Annotated in this window: 22 protein-coding genes and 1 tRNA gene; 11 read left to right on the forward strand and 12 right to left on the reverse strand. The window is 49.4% G+C overall.

The window, feature by feature from the left end:
* The first annotated feature begins 63 nt into the window (after positions 1-63).
* The 5 genes from LI114_RS08975 to LI114_RS08995 all read left to right on the forward strand — a co-directional run bounded on the left by LI114_RS08975 (position 64) and on the right by LI114_RS08995 (position 5,038).
* Positions 64-1,008: an amidoligase family protein gene (locus LI114_RS08975; RefSeq protein WP_227220395.1), complete on the forward strand. Its 945-nt coding sequence runs from the start codon at positions 64-66 to the stop codon at positions 1,006-1,008.
* Positions 1,009-1,177: 169 nt separating this feature from the next.
* Positions 1,178-1,681 carry a gamma-glutamylcyclotransferase family protein gene (locus tag LI114_RS08980; RefSeq protein WP_117939024.1) on the forward strand — a complete coding sequence of 168 codons (504 nt, stop codon included), beginning with the start codon at positions 1,178-1,180 and terminating at the stop codon, positions 1,679-1,681.
* Positions 1,682-1,694: 13 nt separating this feature from the next.
* Entirely contained in the window at positions 1,695-1,964 is a 270-nt protein-coding gene (locus LI114_RS08985) for a hypothetical protein (protein ID WP_227220396.1), read from the forward strand.
* 392 nt (positions 1,965-2,356) lie between these two features.
* Complete coding sequence (locus tag LI114_RS08990; RefSeq protein WP_227220397.1) at positions 2,357-3,676, forward strand: AAA family ATPase; 1,320 nt, start codon at positions 2,357-2,359, stop codon at positions 3,674-3,676.
* A 270-nt stretch (positions 3,677-3,946) separates the two neighbouring features.
* Complete coding sequence (locus LI114_RS08995; protein ID WP_227220398.1) at positions 3,947-5,038, forward strand: ADP-ribosylglycohydrolase family protein; 1,092 nt, start codon at positions 3,947-3,949, stop codon at positions 5,036-5,038.
* Positions 5,039-5,082: 44 nt separating this feature from the next.
* Here the strand turns inward: LI114_RS08995 and LI114_RS09000 are convergent, their stop codons facing one another.
* The 6 genes from LI114_RS09000 to lepA form a co-directional block, all read right to left on the reverse strand.
* The gene (locus tag LI114_RS09000; RefSeq protein ID WP_227220399.1) at positions 5,083-6,504 is read right to left on the reverse strand and encodes a DUF2185 domain-containing protein; all 1,422 of its coding nucleotides are present in this window, start codon (positions 6,502-6,504) and stop codon (positions 5,083-5,085) included.
* Positions 6,505-6,580: 76 nt separating this feature from the next.
* Positions 6,581-7,441: a hypothetical protein gene (locus LI114_RS09005; protein ID WP_227220400.1), complete on the reverse strand. Its 861-nt coding sequence runs from the start codon at positions 7,439-7,441 to the stop codon at positions 6,581-6,583.
* Positions 7,442-7,475: 34 nt separating this feature from the next.
* A complete protein-coding gene (locus tag LI114_RS09010) occupies positions 7,476-8,498 on the reverse strand; it encodes an efflux RND transporter periplasmic adaptor subunit (RefSeq protein ID WP_227220401.1) in 1,023 nt (340 codons plus the stop codon).
* A 108-nt stretch (positions 8,499-8,606) separates the two neighbouring features.
* On the reverse strand, positions 8,607-9,725 hold the full coding sequence (gene hemW / locus LI114_RS09015) for a radical SAM family heme chaperone HemW (protein WP_227220402.1): 1,119 nt from the start codon (positions 9,723-9,725) through the stop codon (positions 8,607-8,609).
* The gene (locus LI114_RS09020; protein WP_227220403.1) at positions 9,722-10,189 is read right to left on the reverse strand and encodes a hypothetical protein; all 468 of its coding nucleotides are present in this window, start codon (positions 10,187-10,189) and stop codon (positions 9,722-9,724) included. The genes hemW and LI114_RS09020 overlap by 4 nt, the downstream gene beginning before the upstream one ends.
* Positions 10,190-10,215: 26 nt before the next feature.
* The gene (lepA, locus tag LI114_RS09025; RefSeq protein WP_227220404.1) at positions 10,216-12,033 is read right to left on the reverse strand and encodes a translation elongation factor 4; all 1,818 of its coding nucleotides are present in this window, start codon (positions 12,031-12,033) and stop codon (positions 10,216-10,218) included.
* Between the two features lie 172 nt (positions 12,034-12,205).
* Between lepA and LI114_RS09030 the strand changes: the two genes are divergently transcribed.
* From LI114_RS09030 to LI114_RS09040, 3 genes are all read left to right on the forward strand, one after another.
* Positions 12,206-12,286: transfer RNA gene (locus LI114_RS09030), tRNA-Leu, on the forward strand.
* Between the two features lie 162 nt (positions 12,287-12,448).
* On the forward strand, positions 12,449-13,510 hold the full coding sequence (locus LI114_RS09035) for a leucine-rich repeat domain-containing protein (protein ID WP_227220405.1): 1,062 nt from the start codon (positions 12,449-12,451) through the stop codon (positions 13,508-13,510).
* Positions 13,511-13,551: 41 nt separating this feature from the next.
* Positions 13,552-15,321: a hypothetical protein gene (locus LI114_RS09040; protein WP_227220406.1), complete on the forward strand. Its 1,770-nt coding sequence runs from the start codon at positions 13,552-13,554 to the stop codon at positions 15,319-15,321.
* 362 nt (positions 15,322-15,683) lie between these two features.
* Here the strand turns inward: LI114_RS09040 and LI114_RS09045 are convergent, their stop codons facing one another.
* The 3 genes from LI114_RS09045 to LI114_RS09055 form a co-directional block, all read right to left on the reverse strand.
* Entirely contained in the window at positions 15,684-15,983 is a 300-nt protein-coding gene (locus LI114_RS09045) for an AzlD domain-containing protein (protein WP_177444199.1), read from the reverse strand.
* Between the two features lie 2 nt (positions 15,984-15,985).
* A complete protein-coding gene (locus LI114_RS09050; protein ID WP_227220407.1) occupies positions 15,986-16,711 on the reverse strand; it encodes an AzlC family ABC transporter permease in 726 nt (241 codons plus the stop codon).
* Between the two features lie 199 nt (positions 16,712-16,910).
* Entirely contained in the window at positions 16,911-17,159 is a 249-nt protein-coding gene (locus LI114_RS09055; protein ID WP_022126942.1) for an AbrB/MazE/SpoVT family DNA-binding domain-containing protein, read from the reverse strand.
* A gap of 176 nt (positions 17,160-17,335) precedes the next feature.
* Between LI114_RS09055 and LI114_RS09060 the strand changes: the two genes are divergently transcribed.
* The 3 genes from LI114_RS09060 to glyA all read left to right on the forward strand — a co-directional run bounded on the left by LI114_RS09060 (position 17,336) and on the right by glyA (position 19,778).
* Positions 17,336-17,920, forward strand: coding sequence for a spore maturation protein A (locus LI114_RS09060; protein ID WP_227220408.1), 585 nt, complete (start codon positions 17,336-17,338; stop codon positions 17,918-17,920).
* Positions 17,917-18,426 (forward strand): nucleoside recognition domain-containing protein, encoded by a 510-nt coding sequence (locus LI114_RS09065; protein ID WP_177444202.1) that lies wholly within the window; start codon positions 17,917-17,919, stop codon positions 18,424-18,426. The genes LI114_RS09060 and LI114_RS09065 overlap by 4 nt, the downstream gene beginning before the upstream one ends.
* A 104-nt stretch (positions 18,427-18,530) precedes the next feature.
* On the forward strand, positions 18,531-19,778 hold the full coding sequence (gene glyA, locus LI114_RS09070) for a serine hydroxymethyltransferase (protein ID WP_177444203.1): 1,248 nt from the start codon (positions 18,531-18,533) through the stop codon (positions 19,776-19,778).
* A gap of 72 nt (positions 19,779-19,850) precedes the next feature.
* On the opposite strand, the gene nrdR is transcribed toward glyA, so the two are convergent.
* From nrdR to LI114_RS09085, 3 genes are all read right to left on the reverse strand, one after another.
* A complete protein-coding gene (gene nrdR, locus LI114_RS09075) occupies positions 19,851-20,342 on the reverse strand; it encodes a transcriptional regulator NrdR (RefSeq protein ID WP_177444204.1) in 492 nt (163 codons plus the stop codon).
* A gap of 178 nt (positions 20,343-20,520) precedes the next feature.
* The gene (gene pduL / locus LI114_RS09080; protein WP_022126937.1) at positions 20,521-21,099 is read right to left on the reverse strand and encodes a phosphate propanoyltransferase; all 579 of its coding nucleotides are present in this window, start codon (positions 21,097-21,099) and stop codon (positions 20,521-20,523) included.
* A gap of 88 nt (positions 21,100-21,187) precedes the next feature.
* Positions 21,188-21,478: a sporulation transcriptional regulator SpoIIID gene (locus tag LI114_RS09085; protein WP_177444205.1), complete on the reverse strand. Its 291-nt coding sequence runs from the start codon at positions 21,476-21,478 to the stop codon at positions 21,188-21,190.
* Positions 21,479-21,576 lie beyond the last annotated feature (98 nt).

Raw genomic sequence — 21,576 nt, forward strand, 5'->3', positions numbered from 1 at the left:
TAACGATTAAAATTTACGGCTTGCGGAGAAATCTGCAAGCTGTTTTTGTTGGGAGGTGTTACATTGGCAGGAAATTTTGAAGGAATAAAAAACCGTTCATATGGAATTGAGATAGAAATGACAGGCTTAACTCGCTGTCAGGCGGCAAAAGCAATTTCAGGTGTTCTGGGAGGAGAGGTTGTCCATGAGGGTGGCGCTTATGATAAATATACGGTTAAAGATATTAAAAGAAGGGATTGGTCTATTGTGTACGACGGAAGTATCAGCTGTTACAATGCAAACGGCGACCGAGCGTCCAAATCCTACAGTGTGGAAATGAATTCTCCTGTTCTTGAATATGAGGATATTCCGCTTTTGCAGGAGGTTGTACGAGTTCTTAGAAAAGCGGGCGGAGTAACAGGTCCGAGATATTGTGCAGGCACGCATATACACATTTCGGCAGACGATTACACTCCGCAGCAGATACGCAATCTTGTAAATATTTTTGCAAGTAAGGAGGACTTTCTGTGGGACGCTTTGCAGGTTTCTTCTGCTCGTGAATCCTACTGTCACAAGATGGATAAGCAGTTCATCGAGGAAATTAACCGAAAAAAGCCTAAAGATATGGAAGAAATAAAGGGGCTTTGGTATCACGGCAGAATGAGCGAACAGTTTCAGCATTACTCAAATAGCCGATATGTTATCTGCAATCTGCACTCATTCTTTCAGCATGGTCATTACGAGATAAGGGCATACAACGGAAGTCTTCATGCAGGAGAGGTAAGAAGTCAGATAGTTCTTGCGCTTGCCATAAGCAATGCGGCAATGACTAAGAAATACTGTTCTCCGCGCATTTCACAAAGCGATAATATGCGGTACAGCTTTCGTGTATGGCTTTTGAATCTTGGGCTTATCGGAGATGAGTTCAAGAATTGCAGAACGCATTTGCTAAAACATTTATGGCGATATTGCATGGCGGCACCCGGAGGACGGAATAGCCGCAAGAGCAAAGCTGAAAGAAAAACGTGAAGCTGAACGGCAAGCCGCCCGTGGGCAGCGTGTCGAGCCTGTAAGCGAGGTTCAGGAGTTAAACGAAAATGTATCCGATGAAAATTCAGAGCGACAGAGAGCGAATGTGAGAACTTTGAAGAAGATGAAGAAATGGGCATGGAAATGTCAATGTGATCGGAGGTAGAGAATGAAAAATAAACAGTTATATATTGCATATGGAAGCAATATAAATTTGGAGCAAATGGCATACAGATGTCCACATTCAAAGGTTGTAGGAACATCAGAAATCAAGGATTATGAATTAGAGTTCAGGGGCGTTGCAACAATCGTTCCGAATAAGGGTGCAAGAGTTCCCGTTCTGATATGGGAGCTTGACGAAAGGGATTTGCCTACTCTTAACAAATACGAAGGCTACCCCAGTTTCTACAGGCAGGAAAAAATGACCTTTGAAATGGACGGAAAAACCTACGAAGGTATGGCATATCTGATGAATCGTGGGACAATTTCTCCACCGAGTCAGCAGTATTACAACACGATTTTGCAGGGATACAGAGAAAACGGTTTGGACGAGAAATATCTTCAAACAGCTCTTGAAAATTCTCAGCAGCTTGAGTATTACGTGAATGATGAATTCGATGAGGATTTTGATGATGATTACGACCTTGACGATGATATGCAGATGAGATTTTAAGGAGAGTGGTTGAATGAAATACAATGGTTTTTATGTGAAAATATCTCCCGATACTGATCTGCATCGGGAGGATAAGGACGGTAATGATATTCGCTGTAAAGGCTTTACTATAGAAGTTTTTGCTGATGAGTCTGAAAAGCTTGAGATTGATGTTTTTTCGGCGGCGGTGGATTTTGAACTGCTGGAAGACAGTATATCTGAGGTTGAACAGTTTGCTAAAGATTATGTGGATTGTGAGGAAAAAGAATATCGCAGAATGAGTGATGAGTTCAATGAACATTGACCGGTAGAAATAATTTTTAATCGGAATGGTCATAATTTATATTGTTTTAGATATGCATCCATTTGGTATCAGCAAGACAAATGTGACCGTTTCTAATGTACGTTAGAAGCGGTTATTTTTTTGTCTGTAACTTCCCTCTCTGTAAATTTGACCACCCCAAAATCTCACCAAACTACGCACTTTTCTGCCAAAACTACTCCCCTGCTGAACGGTTTTTGTCTAAAATCATGCGAAAATCTTGCAATTTGGCGAAAAACGCTCTCTGCATGAGGGCATAAGGCACGCGAAATATCGGCGGTATGTCAATTGAAATCTCTCCGCACGCGGGATATAATAGAAGTATAAGGCGGGGCGCACGGCTCTGCTGATACTATTATAAAAGGAGAGATAATTTGAAGACAGACATTAACAAACTTAAAGAAAGCTTCGACTTTTTACAATATCTGCAGGAACGCTACGGGTTCAAGACGGCGGCTGAGGGCGGCGCGCAGGTGATACGCCCTTGCCCGATATGCGGGTGCGAGGACGGCTCCTGCAAATACTTCACCGATTCGCGCTACTTTATTTGCCACAACTGCGGGACGAGCGGGGACGTGCTGACGTATTTGCAGAAGGCGGATAGGCTCAGCGAGCGGCAGGCGGAGGAGCGTTTCAGAAAGCTGTGCGCGGACGACATCGCAATAACCGCCCTCTCGGACATAGAGAGCACGCAGACCGAGTGGCTGTGGTACCCCTACATACCGCGCGGCAAGATAACCCTGCTGACGGCTGACCCCGGCACGGGCAAGACCTTTTTCTGTCTGTACTTAGCGGCGGCGGTGTCCTGCGGGCGGCCTTTTTACGGAAGCGGTATGCCCTACACCGAGCCGCAGAGAGTGCTGTATCAGACGGCGGAGGACGGCATTGCGGACACCATAAAGCCGCGTTTAGAGCCAATGCAGCCGAATTTCGGCAACATAATGGTGATAAGCGAAGACCAGTCGCAGCTTTCGCTTTCGGACGAGCGTATAGAGCGGATAATGCGGCGCTACAGACCCGCGCTGATGATATTTGACCCATTGCAGGCGTATTTGGGGGCGGACGTAGATATGCACCGCGCGAACGAGGTGCGTCCCGTGCTATCGCACATATCGCATTTGGCGGAGAAGTACAGGTGCGCGGTGGTTTTCATCATGCACAACAGCAAAATGTCGCAAAATCAGGCGCTTTACCGCGCGCTGGGGTCTATCGACATACCCGCAGTGGCGCGAAGCATGCTCGTGATGGGCAAGAACCCGGAGAACCCCTCGCAGAAGGTGCTTTGCCACGAAAAAAGCTCGCTCGCGCGGCATGGGCAGAGCATTTTGTTTGAGGTAGCGCCCGAGCGCGGCGGCATACTGTTTCAGGGGTTCACACATCTCACGGCGGACGATGTGCTCAGCGGGCGGCGGGAAACGCGCGAGAAGCCGAGCGTGACGAAAGACGCGGCAAGAGAAGCGCTTTTAAAGCTATTCGGCGAGGGCGAGAGCGTGGAGCTGAGCGCGGTCAAAGAGCTTATGGAAGAAATGGGTTGCAGTAGACGAACGATGTATAATCTAAAAAGAGAACTGGAGCTTCAAAACTTTTCTGTCGGTTTTGCCGACGATAAGAAAACCTACTGGCTATTGCCCGAGGTAGATAAGAATGAATTTAACAAGCGTTTTGAAACAGCCAACAAGAGTGCACACTCCTAAGCACAATTTTCTTATTTTGCACTCATGTACGAAACCCCAGTATTTACTGGTACTTTTCAAGAGTGCACGGTAAAATCTCGTGCACTCATGTACACCAACTTTCCCACCAAGAGTGCACGGAAAAAGGGCGTGCACTCATGTAAACACCCAGCAAAATCAAGGGTTTGCGCCATCAGTGCAAAATAACTTTATTGACTGTGCCCCATGCTTGCAAAGTGGGGCGAAATATGCTATAATATCCCTAAGCAAACACTATAAGGAGGAAAACGTATGGACAAACTTGACAGATATAGGGGGGCGCTGGTCGGCGGGGCGGCGGGTGACGCGCTGGGCTACGCCGTGGAGTTCATGACCGAGGGAGAGATTTTCAGCAGGTACGGCGCGCGCGGTATTACCGAATACGCTCTGCGACAGGGTAAGGCGCTCATATCTGACGATACGCAGATGACTATGTTCACGGCGGCGGCTATACTCGGGGCGGCGGCTCGCGGGGAAAGTATGGGAAAGACCATCGCACAGGAGTACAAAGGCTGGTACTTTACCCAAACTCAGCCATTCCCGATAGACCCGCGCACCTGCTTTGCGAATTACAGTTGGCTGATGAATATGCCCGAGATGTTCAGCCTGCGCGCCCCCGGCAACACCTGTCTGTGTGCGCTGAAAGACCTGAACGGTACTCGCGCGCAGAATAACAGCAAGGGCTGCGGAGGAGTTATGCGCGTCGCCCCCATCGGGCTGTACCTAGACCCCGCCGAGCGCGGCATTGCTGAGATAGACCGTGCGGGCGCGGAAGCGGCGGCTGTTACGCACGGGCACGAGCTGGGGTACATTCCTGCGGCGGCGCTGGTGCACATTATAACGCTTGTCGCGCACGACGATAGTATCACGCTATCGCAAGCGATAGAGGACAGCATAAAAGCTATGGAACATATGTTCGCGAGTGCTGAGCGTATCGGCGAATTCAGCAAGATAACGCGGCGGGCTGTCGCGCTCTCACGCTCGGGCGGTCAAGATCAGGATAAAATCCTAGATAATATCCACGCGCTTGGCGAGGGCTGGGTGGCTGAGGAAACGCTCGCCATCGCCGTGTACTGCGCTCTGCGGTACGAATCGGACTTCGGGCAGGCTATATGCGCGGCGGTCAACCACAAAGGCGACAGCGACTCTACCGGCGCGGTCTGCGGAAATATCCTCGGGGCGTATCTCGGTTACAGCGCTATCCCCGAGAAATTCAAGGCGAATTTGGAATTTCACGACGTTCTGCTAGACCTAGCGGACGATTTATACGCCGCGCACACCGACGACGAAGTTTACCGCGCAAAATACATCGCTAAGACCTACAAGCCGTTTCAGCCGCGATAAGGCTAAGCAAAAGCGCCCTGACTTTTACATCGGGGCGCTTGTTTTTACGAGTATATTTTTTCCTTTGGCGGAACGTGCATAGTCTGTACAAATCCATCGCCCTCGCAGCGCGTGAGGTCTGTGCCGTAGGGCATATCCAGATATTTCACTATCGCAGGGTCGATGTTGCAGATGGTGTTCAGCGAAGCTATCTCGATATTGAAAGGGTCGGCGAGATATTCGCGCGATTCGCTGCCCGAAAGCATCAGCCAGCCGCTAGTATTCATCTGCGAAAGCTCGCTGTCGTCCATCAAAAAGCGCTTCATAAAGCCTACCCGCTCGCCCTCGCGCGAAATTTTGCGGCTTACGGCGCAGCTTACGCCCAGCTTTTTCAGCTTTCCGACGAGGTAGTTGGTTTCTCCCACAAGCAGCGGGCTGCCCGCGCCGCTTTCCATATCCTTGCAGACGTTCTCTCGCTCAGGGTCGTACACAGCGCTGATGTGCGGCATAAGGTCTATCAGCGCCGCCGCCCCGCGCGCCAGCTTGTAATCCATCTCCTGCTTGTAGATAGGGAACAATTGGTAAAACACCACCGACTCCCCTTTCGGCAGCGGGCAGCGCAGAGCAGCGTCGGGCGTGTCTTGCAGGCTTATCAGCAGTATTGCCTCCTGCTCGGTGTTCGGCGCTACAGGGCTGCCGTCGGACACCAAATGCCCGTAACCGAGCCAAGTGTCGTTCTCCAGCGGCAGGCGGGCTATCCTGCGCATCTCCTTAATTATCCAGCTGTGCCGTATATCTCGGCTTCTCGGCTTCCAGTCGGGCGGCATATACATAACAAGTTCGGCGCGCTCCAGCTGCTCAGTCTTCAGCTCGGGCGGGGTTTTCATTCTGTGCGCGCCCATGCCGACGGTCACAAGCGTGTAAAAATCGCGCTCGGGCGTAGGGTACACCACCGCTATGCCGACCTTTATGCCGTTTGGCGAAGTTTCTGCTTTGTAAAAATCGGGCTTGCCGAAATATTTTTCTATGTGCGCTGTCACGGCGTTCTTTTGCTCCTCGCTGTAAAGCTGTGCATTTTCTACCTGCATATAGTAAAGCGTTTCGTAAAAATCTTTCGCTTCGTCGTAATTATTCAGCCGCAGCGCCATGCTCTCGTCTTTCGAGCCGAAGATGCTATCCATAAATTCCATAGCTTGTATATTCCTGCCCTGCGAGTACAGCACGCGCGCGAAGATATACACCCAGTTCGGGTCGTCCTTACCGCGGTCGTAATGCCGCATCAGCAGCGCTTCGGCGGCGGTGAAAAAGCGCTCAGTCTTCTCATCGCCCATGCTGTTGAAAACCGCCGCCAGCAGGCAGGAAAGCTCGTAATCTTCGCGGCAGTCGCCCGAGCAGACCAGCGCGTCGGCGGCTTCCTCGTACTCTTCTTTCGCAATGAGAGCGTTTACTTTCTCTATCAGCTTTTCCTTTTCTTTGCTATCCATCATCGTTCAGCCTTCCTTTCCGGTAAAAAATAGCCCGAAGCAGCGTTCGGGCATTTTCTATATCTAAATCATCAAGCTATTACGATATTCCGAGGAACTCGAAGTAGTTTTTCTTCGGCATAGTCGTTATCTTCGACTGTTTCAGCGAGGACTCAGGCGTCAGGCGGAACTGTATCGCCAGCACGTCGTTCTCAGTTACCACCCAGCCTACGTCGGGTACTATGCCGCGCGTGCCGTTGCGGGTGATGGTCTTGCGTATGCCCTTTTGGTTGAGCGAGAAGAATTTTAGGTTTATGTCCTGTCCGTTTGGCACTACGTATATCTTCACGCAGCCCTTGTCGCTGTCCTTAACGTCAGAGATGTAAAAGCGGTATCTGCCGTCGGGCGAGATGGTGTTTTCCTCGTCAACTACCTCAGACAAATGCCCCATCTCGTTCTTGTAGTAGGAGTACACAGAGGTATCTTTATCCAGATATGGGGTGAGCACCGTTTCAACGTCTGAGCCGCCGAAGAGCATATTGCAGACAACGTATGCAACTATTCCCAGTACATACAGCAGCAGGTAGATAGTGCCCATTATAACTTTTACCGATTCGTTAGTGCCCGCCGCGAAGAACATCACTATCGCCACAATGAAAGGCGGTATTATCAGCACCCAGTTGCCGTTTCCGATATTGAAAAGCAAGAGGAAGAAAACTATCGGCAGCAGCAGCACGCTGATAAGCTTTGTCATAAACATCTCGCGCGTGTATATCATGAGCAGCATGAAAACTATCGAAGAGCCCGCGTATATCACAAGAAAAGGCGCCATTTTGTCCGACACAAATTCCAGATCGTACAAGAATGTGGCGTAGGTCAGCAGCGTGATAACTGCCGCGTAAGCCGCGGTAAAGACCGAAATGCAGCGCTTTACCCAAACATCGTTCATTATCTCTTTCATTCCACAATTCCTCCCAAATAGAGCTTTCGGCGGGTCAATTTATGATAACGTCTTCGCCGCCGCTCAGACCGCTAAGGATCTCGGTCTGTTTATCATCTTCTATGCCCACCTCTACGTCCTGCTCTATCTTCGAGCCGTCTATAAGCAGGTTGACATACGTTCTGTCTTTAGATTTTTTCACGGCCTTTGAGGGCACGATAACGGTGTCGAGCTTAGAGTATACGTCAAAGCGGCACTGCACGCCCAGGTCGCTTATATCGGCGTCCTTATCCGGCTCTATGACGTAGGTGAATACCTTTCCGCCGCCCACAGTGCTCTCTATAATGTCTATCACCTTGCCCTTTGCCGAAACTACACCCTGCTCCAGCTCGACCTTTGTGCCAAAATTTACATTTTCAAGCGCATTGTCGTAAACGTCGCATACCAAATACTGCTGCGAATGGTCTGATACCACGCCGAAAGACTGCCCTGCCGTCACCTTCGCCCCCTCGACGATGATATTCTCAGCGCCGCGCTGGTCGTCGATGTTGTTTTCAAAAGATGTCTTGCCGTCGCTTCGGAAAACTCCGTTGCAGGGCGCGTATACCTTGTAATTTTCGAGCGAATCTTCCAAATGCTGATATTCAAGCTGCTGAAGCTCAAGCTCAGTCTGCGCAAGCTGTATCTCGTTAGCCGAGCCGCCCTCGCTTTGCAGTGTGTTTACAGACTTCTGCGCCTGGTCTATATACAGCTTCTTTTCCGCCAGCTGGTCGTCCAGATCGTCCGAAACGAGTGTGCAGAGCAGGTCGCCCTTTTCCACGGGGTCGTTTTCCTCAACGCTCACCGACTCGATCATGCCGTCTATCTTGAACGAAACTTTTTCGTAATACGGGTAATCGAAGCGGCCGTCAACGTAGTATTTCTGCGAAATATCGCCTATCTCGGCTTTTTCAGTTTTATAATCTATCTTATCGGTCTGGTAGATGGGCACGACTATCTCCTGCTTATCGTCTTTAGACGCGCAGCCTACTGCCGAAAACGCCATCGCGACCGCAAGAAGCAGTGCGATCTTTTTCATAATTTGAACCTCTCTAACAAAGTCCTCAGCTTATATTATTATACCATTTTAAACGGCTCGGTGCAAGCAAAAAAACATATATTGTAGACCTGCACAACAATATTTGACTTATTTTGTGCATTTGCGACAATCCAACAAATGAACTATTATTGAATTAGATAGCAAAAAGCCGTCGTCCGTCAGCGAGAAGCCGCCGCCGTGAAACTTCACAAGCCCGTGTTTTTCCAGCTGCCGCGCTTCGGCAAAAATGCTCTCAGCCGTATCCCTGCCGCCCCGCCGCGCAAGCTCGTCAAAGTCCACGCCGTCGCTCAGCCGCAGAGCGAGCATCAGGTACTCCTCAAAGCGGTCTATGTTCTCCTCTATGAGTACGTTTTTTTGTACATCTGCCGCCACGAAAGCCTGTATGTCCGCGGGGCAGGCGGTGCGCTTTTCGTGAAAGTCCGAGTGCGCCGAAGGGCCTATGCCTATGTACTTTTCCAGCTGCCAGTACTTCATGTTGTGCCGCGAGCGATAGCCCTGTTTTGCAAAATTCGATATCTCGTAATGCTCGAAGCCCTTGTCCGCCAACTGCGCACACATCGCGAGATACAGCTCGCTCATTAGGTCGTCGTCCGCCACGCGCCCGCGCACCGCTTCGCAGTCAAAAGCCGTGCCCTGCTCTATTTTCAGCATATACGCCGAGAGGTGGGTTATCGGCAGGTCGGTCAGCCGCTCTATGCTCGCCGTCAGCGAAGCTATGTCCTGCCCCGCAAGCCCGAGCATAAGGTCGCAGGAGATGTTCTCAAACCCCGCCCGCTGAGCCGCATACACCGCAGCGTAAGCTTTGTCCGCGTCGTGCAGCCGCCCCAAAAACCTCAGCTGGCTGTTATCCGCCGACTGCACCCCTACCGAAAGGCGGTTCACCCCCGCCGCTCTGTACCCCGCAAGCTTTTCGTAAGTCAAACTGCTCGGGTTGCCCTCGAGCGTTATCTCGGGAGAATGTAAGTGTACGTTTTTTTGTACGCTGTCCAATATATCGTACACCTGCTCAGCCGTCAGCAGAGAGGGCGTGCCGCCACCGAAGTAAACAGTATCCGCAGTAATATCAAGCTCTTTGAGCGCCGCGACGTTTCGGCAGACGGCGTTTACATACAGCTCGGCAAGCTCCGCCGAATACGGCTTTGAGTAAAAATCGCAGTAGGGGCACTTGCGTATGCAGAAAGGGACATGAATGTAAAGTCCTGTCATTTATCGTCGTCCTCAAAGGCGTTCTCTATCGCCGAAGCAGTCTTTTCGCTGTCTGATCTCAGCTTGCCCGCTGCCTTTGATAATCCAAATCTGGCAAAATATACAACGTAGGAGATCAGCAGCAGCAGAAATGCACTGCCCCAGTAGCGCGCCCACTCGCTCAGCGAAAGCTCGAAGTACACCGAGTGCCCCTCTATCCAGCGGCGAACGGCGGGGTGTATCGCCAAATAGCCGATGAAGCTGAGTATCACTGAGGAAAAGACGTATGAGGTAACGCCCAGCATAGCGCTTTTCAGGCTGAGCGAGGAGAATTTCACACCCGCCCATACTGCCCATGCCGCTGCGAGGAAGAGGGCTATCCCCTTTGAGATATTTGCGTATACTTCGCCCAAAAGCGGCAGTGCGACCGCTGAGCCAAGCGCAAACCCGATGAAATACTTCATTGCACGGTCGAGATCTTTCATTTTATTTCCTTTCTTTGCTATATCTATCAGTTGTCGTCCAGCTTTAGCACCGACATGAAAGCTTCCTGCGGCACTTCTACGCTGCCGAGCTGGCGCATACGCTTTTTGCCCTCTTTCTGCTTCTCCAGCAGCTTTTTCTTACGGGTAATGTCGCCGCCGTAGCACTTAGCGAGGACGTCCTTGCGCATGGCTTTTACAGTTTCGCGCGCGATGACCTTGCCGCCTATCGCCGCCTGTATCGGCACTTCAAACATCTGGCGGGGAATATTTTCTTTCAGCCGCTCGCATATCTTTCTGCCGCGCGTATAGGCGCTGTCAGCGTGGACTATGAACGATAGAGCGTCAACAATATCGCCGTTTAGCATTATGTCGAGCTTCACAAGCTTGCTGGGCTGGTAGCCCATCATCTCGTAATCGAAGGAAGCGTAGCCCTTTGTGCGTGATTTCAGCGCGTCGAAGAAATCGTAGACTATCTCGTTCAGCGGCAGCTCGTAATGCAGGTCAACGCGGTTTTCGTCCAGATACTCCATATTCTTGAAATTGCCGCGGCGGTCTTGACAAAGCTCCATGATATTGCCTACAAATTCGGGCGGCGTGTAAATATCAGCCTTTACCATAGGCTCTTCCGCCGAAGCGATAACGGCGGGGTCGGGGTAATTCGAGGGGTTGTCTATCATAACGGTAGAGCCATCGGTGAGGTGCACCTTATAGATAACGCTCGGCGCGGTAGTGATGAGGTCGAGGTTGTACTCGCGCTCTAAACGCTCTTGTATTATCTCCATATGCAGCAGACCGAGGAAGCCGCAGCGGAAGCCGAAGCCCAGCGCGGCGGAAGTTTCAGGCTCGTAAGTAAGCGAGGCGTCGTTTAGCGCAAGCTTATCCAGTGCGTCGCGCAGGTCGGGATATTTCGCGCCGTCGGCAGGGTAAACGCCCGAATACACCATCGGGTTGACCTTTTTGTAGCCCGGCAGCGGCTCGGCGCACGGCGAATCGGCAAGGGTAACGGTATCGCCCACGCGCGTATCGCCAATATACTTGATAGAAGCGGAGATGTAGCCTACCTCGCCCGCGTGCAGTTCGCCGATAGGCACAAGGTCGGTAGCGCCCATATAGCCGACCTCTACGGTCTGGAAAAGCGCGTCGGTAGCCATAAGCTTTATAGTATCGCCCGCGCGCAGAACGCCCTGCATAACGCGAACGTAGATGATAACGCCCTTGTACTGGTCGTAATAGCTGTCGAAGATAAGCGCCTGCAAAGGTTCGTCATCGCTGCCATTCGGCGCGGGAATATCGGTGATAACGCGCTCGAGCACCTCTTTTATATTCACGCCCGTCTTAGCGGAAATGCGCGGTGCGTCGAGGGCGGGTATGCCTATGACGTTCTCTATCTCCTGGCAGACCCTTTCGGGGTCGGCAGAGGGCAGGTCTATCTTATTTACAACGGGCAGCACTTCGAGGTCGTGCTCGATAGCAAGGTAAGTATTGGCAAGAGTCTGCGCCTCTATACCCTGCGAAGCGTCCACGACGAGCACTGCGCCCTCGCAGGCGGCGAGCGAGCGGGATACCTCGTAATTAAAGTCAACATGGCCGGGGGTGTCTATCAGATTAAAGATATAGTCCTCGCCGTCGTCAGCGTGGTATTTTAGGCGAACAGCGCGCGCCTTGATAGTAATGCCGCGTTCGCGCTCGATGTCCATATTATCGAGAAGCTGGTCTTCCATATCGCGCAGGGCGACTGTTTCGGTAAGTTCAAGAATTCTATCGGCAAGAGTAGATTTGCCGTGATCTATATGAGCGATAATGCAGAAATTGCGAATATTTTCTTTTTTGATTATCTCTGCCATAAAATATACCTCCGATGATGAATATACATTATCTATTATAGCATTATTACGGCGGTTTGTCCATACAGAAATTATGAATTTTTTAAAGCGGCGAAGAAATATTGCGAAAGGGCTTGACAAGAGGGGGTGAGATATGGTAAAATAGATATATTGTGAATATCACATCAAAAATGCGGGTATGGCGGAATTGGCAGACGCGATAGATTTAGGTTCTATTGGCAACACCGTGCAGGTTCAAGTCCTGTTACCCGCACTGCAAAATGCGAAAGCAGACGTTTTTATCGGCGTCTGCTTTTTTGCGTTTGACTATTGATTTTTCAGTGAGATCATAGTATAATAAAAAAGCATGAACAATACGTCAATATACTGTTATATAGGGAGAATGATTATGCGTACAGCAAAAAGAATTATGATATTGTCGCTGACTGCATCGATGGCGGCGGCTTTGGTTTCCTGCGGGGATAAGGGTAAGGCGGAAGCTGGGTCGGCGGTCGGCTCAAATGCGGTGGTCAGCGCGGATACAAGCTCCGAAGTTTCGGCTTGGGATATGCTTACCGATAAGGAAAAAGATTTCTACAACGAGTTGGAGAAAAAGGGCCACACCATAAAAAAGGATACGGGCTATGTGTACATCGACGCGGCGGGGTATTCGGACGAATGGGGAAATACGTTTGGCGACGAGGGCATTGTGATAAGCTACTATTTCGGCAGCGACGAGGTAGTTCATGTGCCCGAAGAGATCGACGGGAAAAAGGTCGTGAATGTCGCGGGGCCGCCGATGTGGAAATTTGGCGATACGAATGACGATCACAATGACGATCACTATTATCTTGACTATATGTTCAATATCAGAGAGCTGTACTTCCCCGAAGATCTCCAGGAGATCAAAGGCGCATTTAATGCATGTGAAACTTTGGAAAAGATAGAGCTGCCTAAGTCGCAGACGGAGATAGGGTTCTGCTGTTTTAGGCTCTGCACCGGATTAAAGGAATTTACCTGCCCCGAGGGACTAACGGTCATCAGCGAATCCGCTTTCAGCGATTGCAAGAGCATGACGTCTATCACGTTCAATGACGGGTTGAAAACGATAGGAACAGACGCTTTCAGCGGCTGCGAAAGCTTAGAGAAGCTGGAATTTCCCGACACGCTGGAGTCGATAGGGCCGCAGTCTTTTCAAATGTGCAAGGGGCTGAAAGAGGTAAATATCCCGCCGAAGGTGGACAACATACCGAAGAGAGCGTTTATGTACTGCGAGTCTTTGGAAACTTTAGAGCTTCCGGAGAGCGTTACGGCAATAGGCAGCAAAGCGTTCGCGCATTGCAGAGATTTAAAGGAGATATACATTCCCGAAACGGTCAGCGAGATAGCGGAGACCGCGTTTGAGGACTGCGACAGTCTGACGATAAAGGGAAAAGCGGGTTCGTATGCGGAAAAGTATGCGAAGATAAATGAGATAGGGTTTGCGGCTGAGGGGTGAAGGCTGAGCGGCTTACCCGATAATGCAGTAGGAGGAATTTTATGTTAAAACGAGTGTTTGCGATGGCTGTTTGCTCGGTGATGGTGTTTTCTTGCGGGTGCGGGTTGAAAAGCAAGATCGCAAAAGTAATAAACAGCGAAAACGATATTGAAGACGTATTTGCTCAGGCAGTAAAAAACGGCAATATCGAGCTGTTTAAGGAACTTTACGAGAAGTACCCTGATTTTGATTTGGACTCTATTTCATCTTCCAACACGCTTTTAATGAATCTGCTTTATACAGCCAACTGCCCAAGAAATATAGCTTATCAAATGGCTGATATAGCTTTGGAAAATGGTGCTGATTTATATATGTCAACCCCTAATGGCTCATCATATATTTATAATTCAGTTACAGATTACGAAGCAGTAGGTGTTGATAATTTGCAATACCTTTCCAGTAAAGAAGTAGATCTAAGATCTGTAGATGATGATATTTTAGGAAATCTTTTGGAATGTTGCATTGATAACAATGTTAATAACCTTAATAGTTTTAAGGTTTTTGACTATTTAACTAACCAAGGGCTTACCGTGCGCAAGGAATTTATCGAGAAAGAGGGGTTGGAATCAAAATATTATAAATTTATCCAATCGCCCAAAGCTATTCAATATGTAGTTTCACAATACATTGATAACGGCGGAACACTTAACTTACCGGATTATTTGACGTATGCTGTAACAGGAGATATTGAAAATGCTCTTGAAGCGGCAAAAGGCTCTGCAATCAGCGATGACGAGTTTGAAGTATTATTCACATATACACAAGCTTTTGGCACGGTAAAACAATACGAGGAGCTTCTCGGGATATATGGTGAAGAATGGAGCAAAAATCCTGCTGTAAGCGCTATAATCAGCTGTGATAATGCAGAAATGCTTGAATATTTTATCAAAGATATAATGGCACTTGAAAAAACTAAAGAATATAATCTGAACACAGATTGTTTTGATGTGGCTGCATATTATCATTATTATGATATTTTTGATGTCTTGATAAAAAATGACTACGATCTTTATGATGATTTTCTTGAAAAGCCGTTATACGGAATACTCGGTTCCTGTATTGAATCTAACGATTACGACTTTGATGAATTTCTAAAGCTGTATGACTATATGGAGAAAAAGCATGAGCCGATAAACGAAAACTATGCCGCAAATTTATTCTCGGATAAAATTGATCTGAAAAGCGCAAAAAAATATATAGATTTTTTCATTGATGAGAAAGGAATTGATTTTCATTTGCTCAGTGCATCTGATGTTCAATATGATGTAGCTGAATATCTATATAAAAAAGGACGAACTTTACAGGCGTATGATCTCTCCGACGCGATCAGATCTCAGGACTTAGAGCTGATAAAGCTGGTACAAAGCCAAGGCGCTGACTTAAATCAACTATGGTACGATTTTAAAGACGGTGATGAATGGTCGAGAGAATTTGACCAATGTCCGGAATACACCGAACAGCTAGAGGATACAAGCCACCCGAATTTCACCCCAAGACCGAGCAATTTTGAGATGAATATAAATTCAATAAACAGCGAGATAGTAAAATATCTTATTGACAACGGCATGGAAATACCCGATAACGCTTTAGAAACAGCGGTTTATGCTTCTAAAGCCACGGTAAAGGTGCTTATAGACGCGGGAGCTGATACTGATTTGAAGTTTGACAAACTTGAGCCTGCCAATGGCGGCGGTATCGTTCAAAAAGGAAATTTTGATCTGGCTGATTATTACAAACATTACGGCAGAGACGATTTAGCAGAACTGCTGTAAATACAGCCTCCCTAAAAAACCTCAACTGACCGTCGATGCAGCTGTACTGCTCGGCGGTCTTTATTATGTCGTAGGTTTGCAGTATCACGCCGCTCGCCACTCTCCCTAAGCACAATATTCTTATTTTGCAAAGTGCTCTGAAACGCCTGTATTTACTGGGTGTTTAGCACTTTGCAAGGCTTATTTCATGCAAAGTGCCCTCCTGATATTTCCACGCATTTTGCACGGTCGGGTTTCGTGCAAAGTGCTATTTACCCAGCAAAATCAAGGGCTTGCGAGCACTTTGCAAAATAACTTTATTGACTGTGCCCCGTGCACTCTGTATGCAAAAACCACCCGTTCGCAAAAACGAGTGGCTGTTTTTAAAATATCAGCATTACCGCGTAAGCCGCCGCGCTTGCCGCAAGCGCTACCGTTATCAGCGAGCGCCCGAAGAACGCCGCCGCGAAAGCTGCCGCAAAGCCCGCCGCCGAAGCTGCCATGCTGCCCGTAGAGTAAAACACCGCGGGTATCGTCATAGCCCCCAGCACAGCGTATGGGACGTAATAGAGAAAGCTTTGCACCACCTGCGACTTTATCTTGCGGCGAAAGACCATTATCGGCAACATTCTGATAAGGTAGGTCACGCCCGCCATTATCGCGATGTAGATTACCGTCTGCATATTCACGAGCCGCCGCCCCCTTCCTCAGCTTTCGGGAAGCATACCGCGCCAAAGCCTGCCGCTATGACGGCGCAGATTATGATGGAAAAGCCCTGCGAAACGCCCGAGAACACGGGTATGTACCTCAGCGCGCAGCTTATCGCGGCGGAGAGCAGCACCACCGCCAGCACGCCGACAGCTTTCCGCGCAGCGGGCACGAATATCGCGATGAACATTCCGTAGATGGCTATCCCCAGCGCGTCTTTCAGCCTGTCGGGCAATATCTCGCCCGCGCACCCGCCAAGCAGTGTGCCCAGCGTCCACGCCGCGAAAGGCAGCGAGATAAGCCCCGCCATGTAGTGCTTCGACACCTCGCCGCTCTTGCCCGAAGCCACGGCGAATATCTCGTCCGTAATGCCGAAAGACACCGCAAGGCGGCTCAGCACGGTAAATTTGCCATCCAGCTTTTGCGAGAGCGAAAGGCTCATCAGCGCGTAACGCAGGTTTATTATAAGCTGGGCGAGCGCCATTTCAAAATAGCCGCCCCCCGCCGCGATAACGCCTATCCCCGCGACCTGCCCCGCCGACGTGAGGTTGGTCATTGAGATGATAACAGCCGTGAGCACCGAAAGCCCCGAATTTACAGCCAGTATGCCCACGCCGAAAGATACCGAAAGGTAGCCCAGCCCTATCGGCACGCTGTCTTTTAGCCCGTTTAGGAGATCTGCGCGGGCTGTATTTGACGACATTATTATTTCCCCATTCCAAATAGTGTTGCAGAGCATTCGTCTGCACAATAACTTTTATTATACCGCACTATTATTGATATTTCATGACTAAATCTATAATTTGTACAAAATTCTTGCGGCATATCCCCCGCCGTACAAGCATATAAAAAGAAAAAGAGCCGCTATGGCTCTCTTTCCTCTACATTTGATATGTAATTGATTACTCCTTGTTGCCCTTGAGCTCAGCCATGCACTCAGAGCATACAGCCTTGCCCTTGTACTCAACGATGTCCTCAGGGCTCTTGCAGAATACGCAATTTCTCTGGAACTTCTTGAGAATGATCATATCGTTGTCAGTGTAGATCTCGACCTGATCTTTAGCGCTAAGGTCAAAAGTACGTCTGATCTCGATAGGAAGAACGATTCTTCCGAGGTCGTCAACATTTCTTACAATACCTGTAGATTTCATAACAAAAATCCCCTTTTCTAAATACATTTAGGGCAAATACCCTTGAACAAATGACTTATGATAGGTATATTATACAACATTATGCCGATATATGTCAATACCTTTCGGCAAATTTTCGCAATTTATCGCATTTTTTAAGAGTTTTTTAACAATTTGTCAAAAGAAGGTACGCAATTATGCTGGTTTTTATCCTTTCAGCCATGATCTCGGCTTCTGTTTTGTACAGTTTTTACACGGGCGACACGGGCGGGGTGTCCGCCGCGGCGCTTACGGGGTGCGGCAGTGCCGTTTCGCTCTGCATAGACCTTGCGGGGGCGATGGCGCTATGGGGCGGGCTGATGGCTGTGGCGGAGAAGTGCGGTATCACAAACGCCCTCAACAAACTTTTGCAAAAGCCGCTCGGTATGCTCTTTAAAGCTCTGCCCGACCCCGCCGCGAAGAAGTCCATATCGCTCAACATCACCGCCAACTTGCTAGGGCTGGGCAACGCCGCAACGCCGCTCGGCATAGCCGCTATGAAAGAGCTTTGCAAACAGCCCGAGAGCGCCCTCAAAAGGCGGCACATCGCTACATTCATACTGCTCAACACCGCTTCGATACAGCTTATACCGATGACGGTGAGCGCTATGCGGCTGGAGCACGGCGCGCCCGACCCATGGGACTGCACCCTGCCTACCATTCTGACCTCTGCCTGCACGCTCATCTTCGGGCTGGTGCTGGTGCGCATGATATTCGCCGTAAGAAAGGGGGACGCGCGATGAGCGCCGCCGTGCCGATATTCATAGCCGTTATCCTGCTGACAGCCTGCTTCAAGCGGGTGGACGTATGCGCCGCATTTTACGAAGGGGCGATGGAGAACCTAAAGACCGCCGCCGAGCTTTGCCCCACGCTGATACTGCTTATGACGGCTATCGAGATGTTCAGCGGGTCGGGCGCTTCGCAGGCGCTGAGCGGTCTGCTAGAGCCTTTGACATCGGCGCTGGGCTTTCCTGCCGAGTGCACGCCGCTAATGCTGATACGCCCTATATCGGGCAGCGGGTCGCTCGCCGTGCTTGAAAACATACTATCCTCCGTGCCTGCGGAGAGCCTTGCCGCGCGCACAGCCTGCGTCATGATGGGCGCTACTGAAACTACCCTATACACCATAGCCGTATATTATGGGGCTGTAAAGCGCCGCGCGGGGGCGCGCATATTCGCCGCCTGCCTAGCCGCCGACGCCGCTGGCTTTATCTTTGCTTCAATATTCGCAAAATTATTTTTTGCGTGAATTTTTTGACTAAATGTCTTGCAATCTGCAAAAAAATATAGTATAATAGTAGTGTATAAAACTAATGGGCTTACCCGCCCTGAAAAGTTAGGAGTATAATTCACATGAAGATCATGGACACTATCGGATTTGTAGAGGGCTTTGACGAAGAAGTCGGCAAGGCTATGGAAACCGAGCTTGCAAGACAGAGAAGAAATCTCGAACTTATCGCGAGCGAGAACATCGTATCCCCCGCGGTAATGGCGGCTATGGGCTCGGTGCTCACCAACAAGTATGCTGAGGGCTACCCCGGCAAGCGCTACTACGGCGGCTGCGAATGCGTTGACGTTGTAGAAAAGATAGCTATCGAGCGTGCGTGCAAGCTTTTCGGCGCTAAGTACGCTAACGTTCAGCCGCACTCGGGCGCTCAGGCAAACACCGCCGTTTACTTCGCACTGCTCCAGCCCGGCGACACCGTAATGGGCATGAGCCTTGACGCAGGCGGACACCTCACCCACGGCTCGCCCGTAAACCTCTCGGGCAAGTACTTCAATTTCGTACCCTACGGCGTGAACGACGAGGGCTTCATCGACTACGAAGCGCTGTACAAGCAGGCTAACAAGTGCAAGCCAAAGCTCATAGTAGCGGGCGCGAGCGCTTACCCCAGAGCCATCGACTTTGAGAAGCTTTCGACCATAGCAAAGGCAGTAGGCGCATATTTCATGGTAGATATGGCGCACATCGCGGGTCTTGTTGCCGCAGGTCAGCACCAGTCCCCCGTACCTTATGCAGATATTACCACCACCACCACCCACAAGACCCTGAGAGGCCCGAGAGGCGGACTTATCCTTACCAACAACGAGTACCTCGCTAAGAAGATAAATTCCGCGATATTCCCCGGCACTCAGGGCGGCCCGCTCATGCACGTTATCGCAGGCAAGGCTGTTTGCTTCGGCGAAGCCCTCAAGCCCGAATTCAAGGCATACGGCGAGCAGATAGTAAAGAACGCTCAGGCTCTGGCTAAGGGTCTGCTTTCGAGAGGTTTCGACCTCGTTTCGGGCGGCACTGACAACCATCTCATGCTCGTAGACCTCAGACCTTTCCACATTACCGGCAAGTATCTGGAGCAGAAGCTTGACGAAGTTTACATCACCGTAAATAAGAACGCTATCCCCAACGACCCCGAGAAGCCTTTCGTTACCAGCGGCGTAAGAATAGGCACGCCCGCAGTTACCACCAGAGGCCTTGTTGAGGAAGATATGGACGTTATCGCGCAGGCTATCTACCTCACCGCTTCCGATTTCGACAACAAGGCTGACGAGATAAGAGCTATGGTCACCGAAGTTTGCAAGAAATATCCGCTTTACGAATAATTTTACGCAGATCAAACAGTCATACAGACACAAAAATACCTCCCGCAGAGATGCAGGAGGTTATTTTTTTACTTATTTATCTTCGTCTTTTTTTGCAGGCTTGCCCGCAGACTTATCCTTATCGGCTGAAAGCTCTGAGATTATCTGAATAAAAGAATCTACGTCGGCGAAATCTTTATAGACCGAAGCGAAGCGGACGTAGGCAACGTGGTCGAGCTTTTTCAGCCCGTCGAGCACCATATCGCCTATCTCTTCGGTGGTAGTTTCCGTCTGCATACGGTTCGCGAAGGTGTTTTCGATGTTATCCACCAGCGCGTTCATATCGTCAACGCTCACAGGGCGCTTTTTGATAGCGTTTTGCAGACCCTTGAAAAGCTTGACCTTATCGAAAGGCTCAAAGCTGGAGTCGCGCTTGTACACCATCAGCAGCGGCTTTTCTATAACCTCATAAGTCGTAAAGCGTTTTCCGCAGTTTGTACATTCGCGGCGGCGGCGCTTTTTCGATTCGCTTGGGCGCGAGTCGATAACTTTTGTGTCGGGGTATCCGCAAAAAGGGCATTTCATATATAAATTCTCCTTTTGTCAAGTGTATATCATTCACGTTATTGTCAAACCGATTTACCTAATTAAAGTATAACACAAAAATCATTTTATTTCAAGCACTTACGCAAATTTTTTTCATATTTAAAGTAAAAAACGCGCCGAATATAACTCCGACGCGCATTTTTATGTATTCAAAAAATCAAAGCTTTACGATAACGCCCATCTGGTTTCTGCCCGCGCCTACTGCGTTGGATTCGTCAGTGTCGATGTGCATCGCTCTTGCGTAGTTCTCACTTACGCGGCAAACGGTATCGCAGAGAATAGCCGATCTGTCAGCAGAGTCGATCTTTACCGCTACTATTTCGCCGTTTGTAACGCCAAGCTCCTCAGCGTCGGCAGGTGTAAGATGGATATGTCTTTTAGCTACGATAACGCCTTCCTTTACCTCTACCTCTCCGCAGGGGCCTACCAGCTTACATGCGCCAGAGCCTGCTACGTCGCCCGACTCGCGAACGGGTGCTGCTATGCCGATAGAACGTGCGTCGGTAGCCGAAAGCTCTATCTGGTCAGCCTTGCGGCAGGGACCGAGGATAGATACGTTAGCCAGCTCTTTCTTAGGTCCTACAACGGTAACTCTCTCTTCGCAGGCAAACTGACCCGGCTGAGAAAGATCCTTTTTCTTAGTAAGCTCGTGGCCTGCGCCAAAAAGCACCTCGAGCGTTTCCTTAGTTACGTGAACGTGTCTTGCAGATGTTTCAACGATAAATTCCTTTGACATCTTTGATTACTTCCTTTCAAATAAATATTTGCAAAGTTAAACCTATATTTATATTTTACTACTATTTCGGCACAAAATCAAGAGTATTTTATAAATTTTTATCATCTTCGCGATTTTTTTCTCTGAGCATATTTTGCAGCTCGTACTTGTGTTTGGTAGCCATGCCTCCCCTGATATGACGTTCCTGTTTATTAAGCTCCAGCAGCTTCGCCACTTCTTTATACAACTCAGGTTCTAAGTCGGGCAGGCGCTCGCGTATGTCTTTATGAACAGTAGATTTTGAAATATCGAACTGTTTCGCCGCCGCCCTTACGGTAGCCCTCTTGCTTACCATGTACTCGCCGAGCATTATCGGACGGCACTTGTCAGTAAGGCTCATCTTCTCACCCCAATACATATATTTTTTGTGTAATAAAATATATGTATCGTAAAAGCAGATTATGCTGAAAAAATGGAAACGTCCGAAAGGCGGTTTTT

Origin of the sequence: Ruminococcus sp. 210702-SL.1.03 (genome assembly GCF_020559915.1) — a bacterium.
Classification (GTDB): domain Bacteria; phylum Bacillota; class Clostridia; order Oscillospirales; family Ruminococcaceae; genus YE71.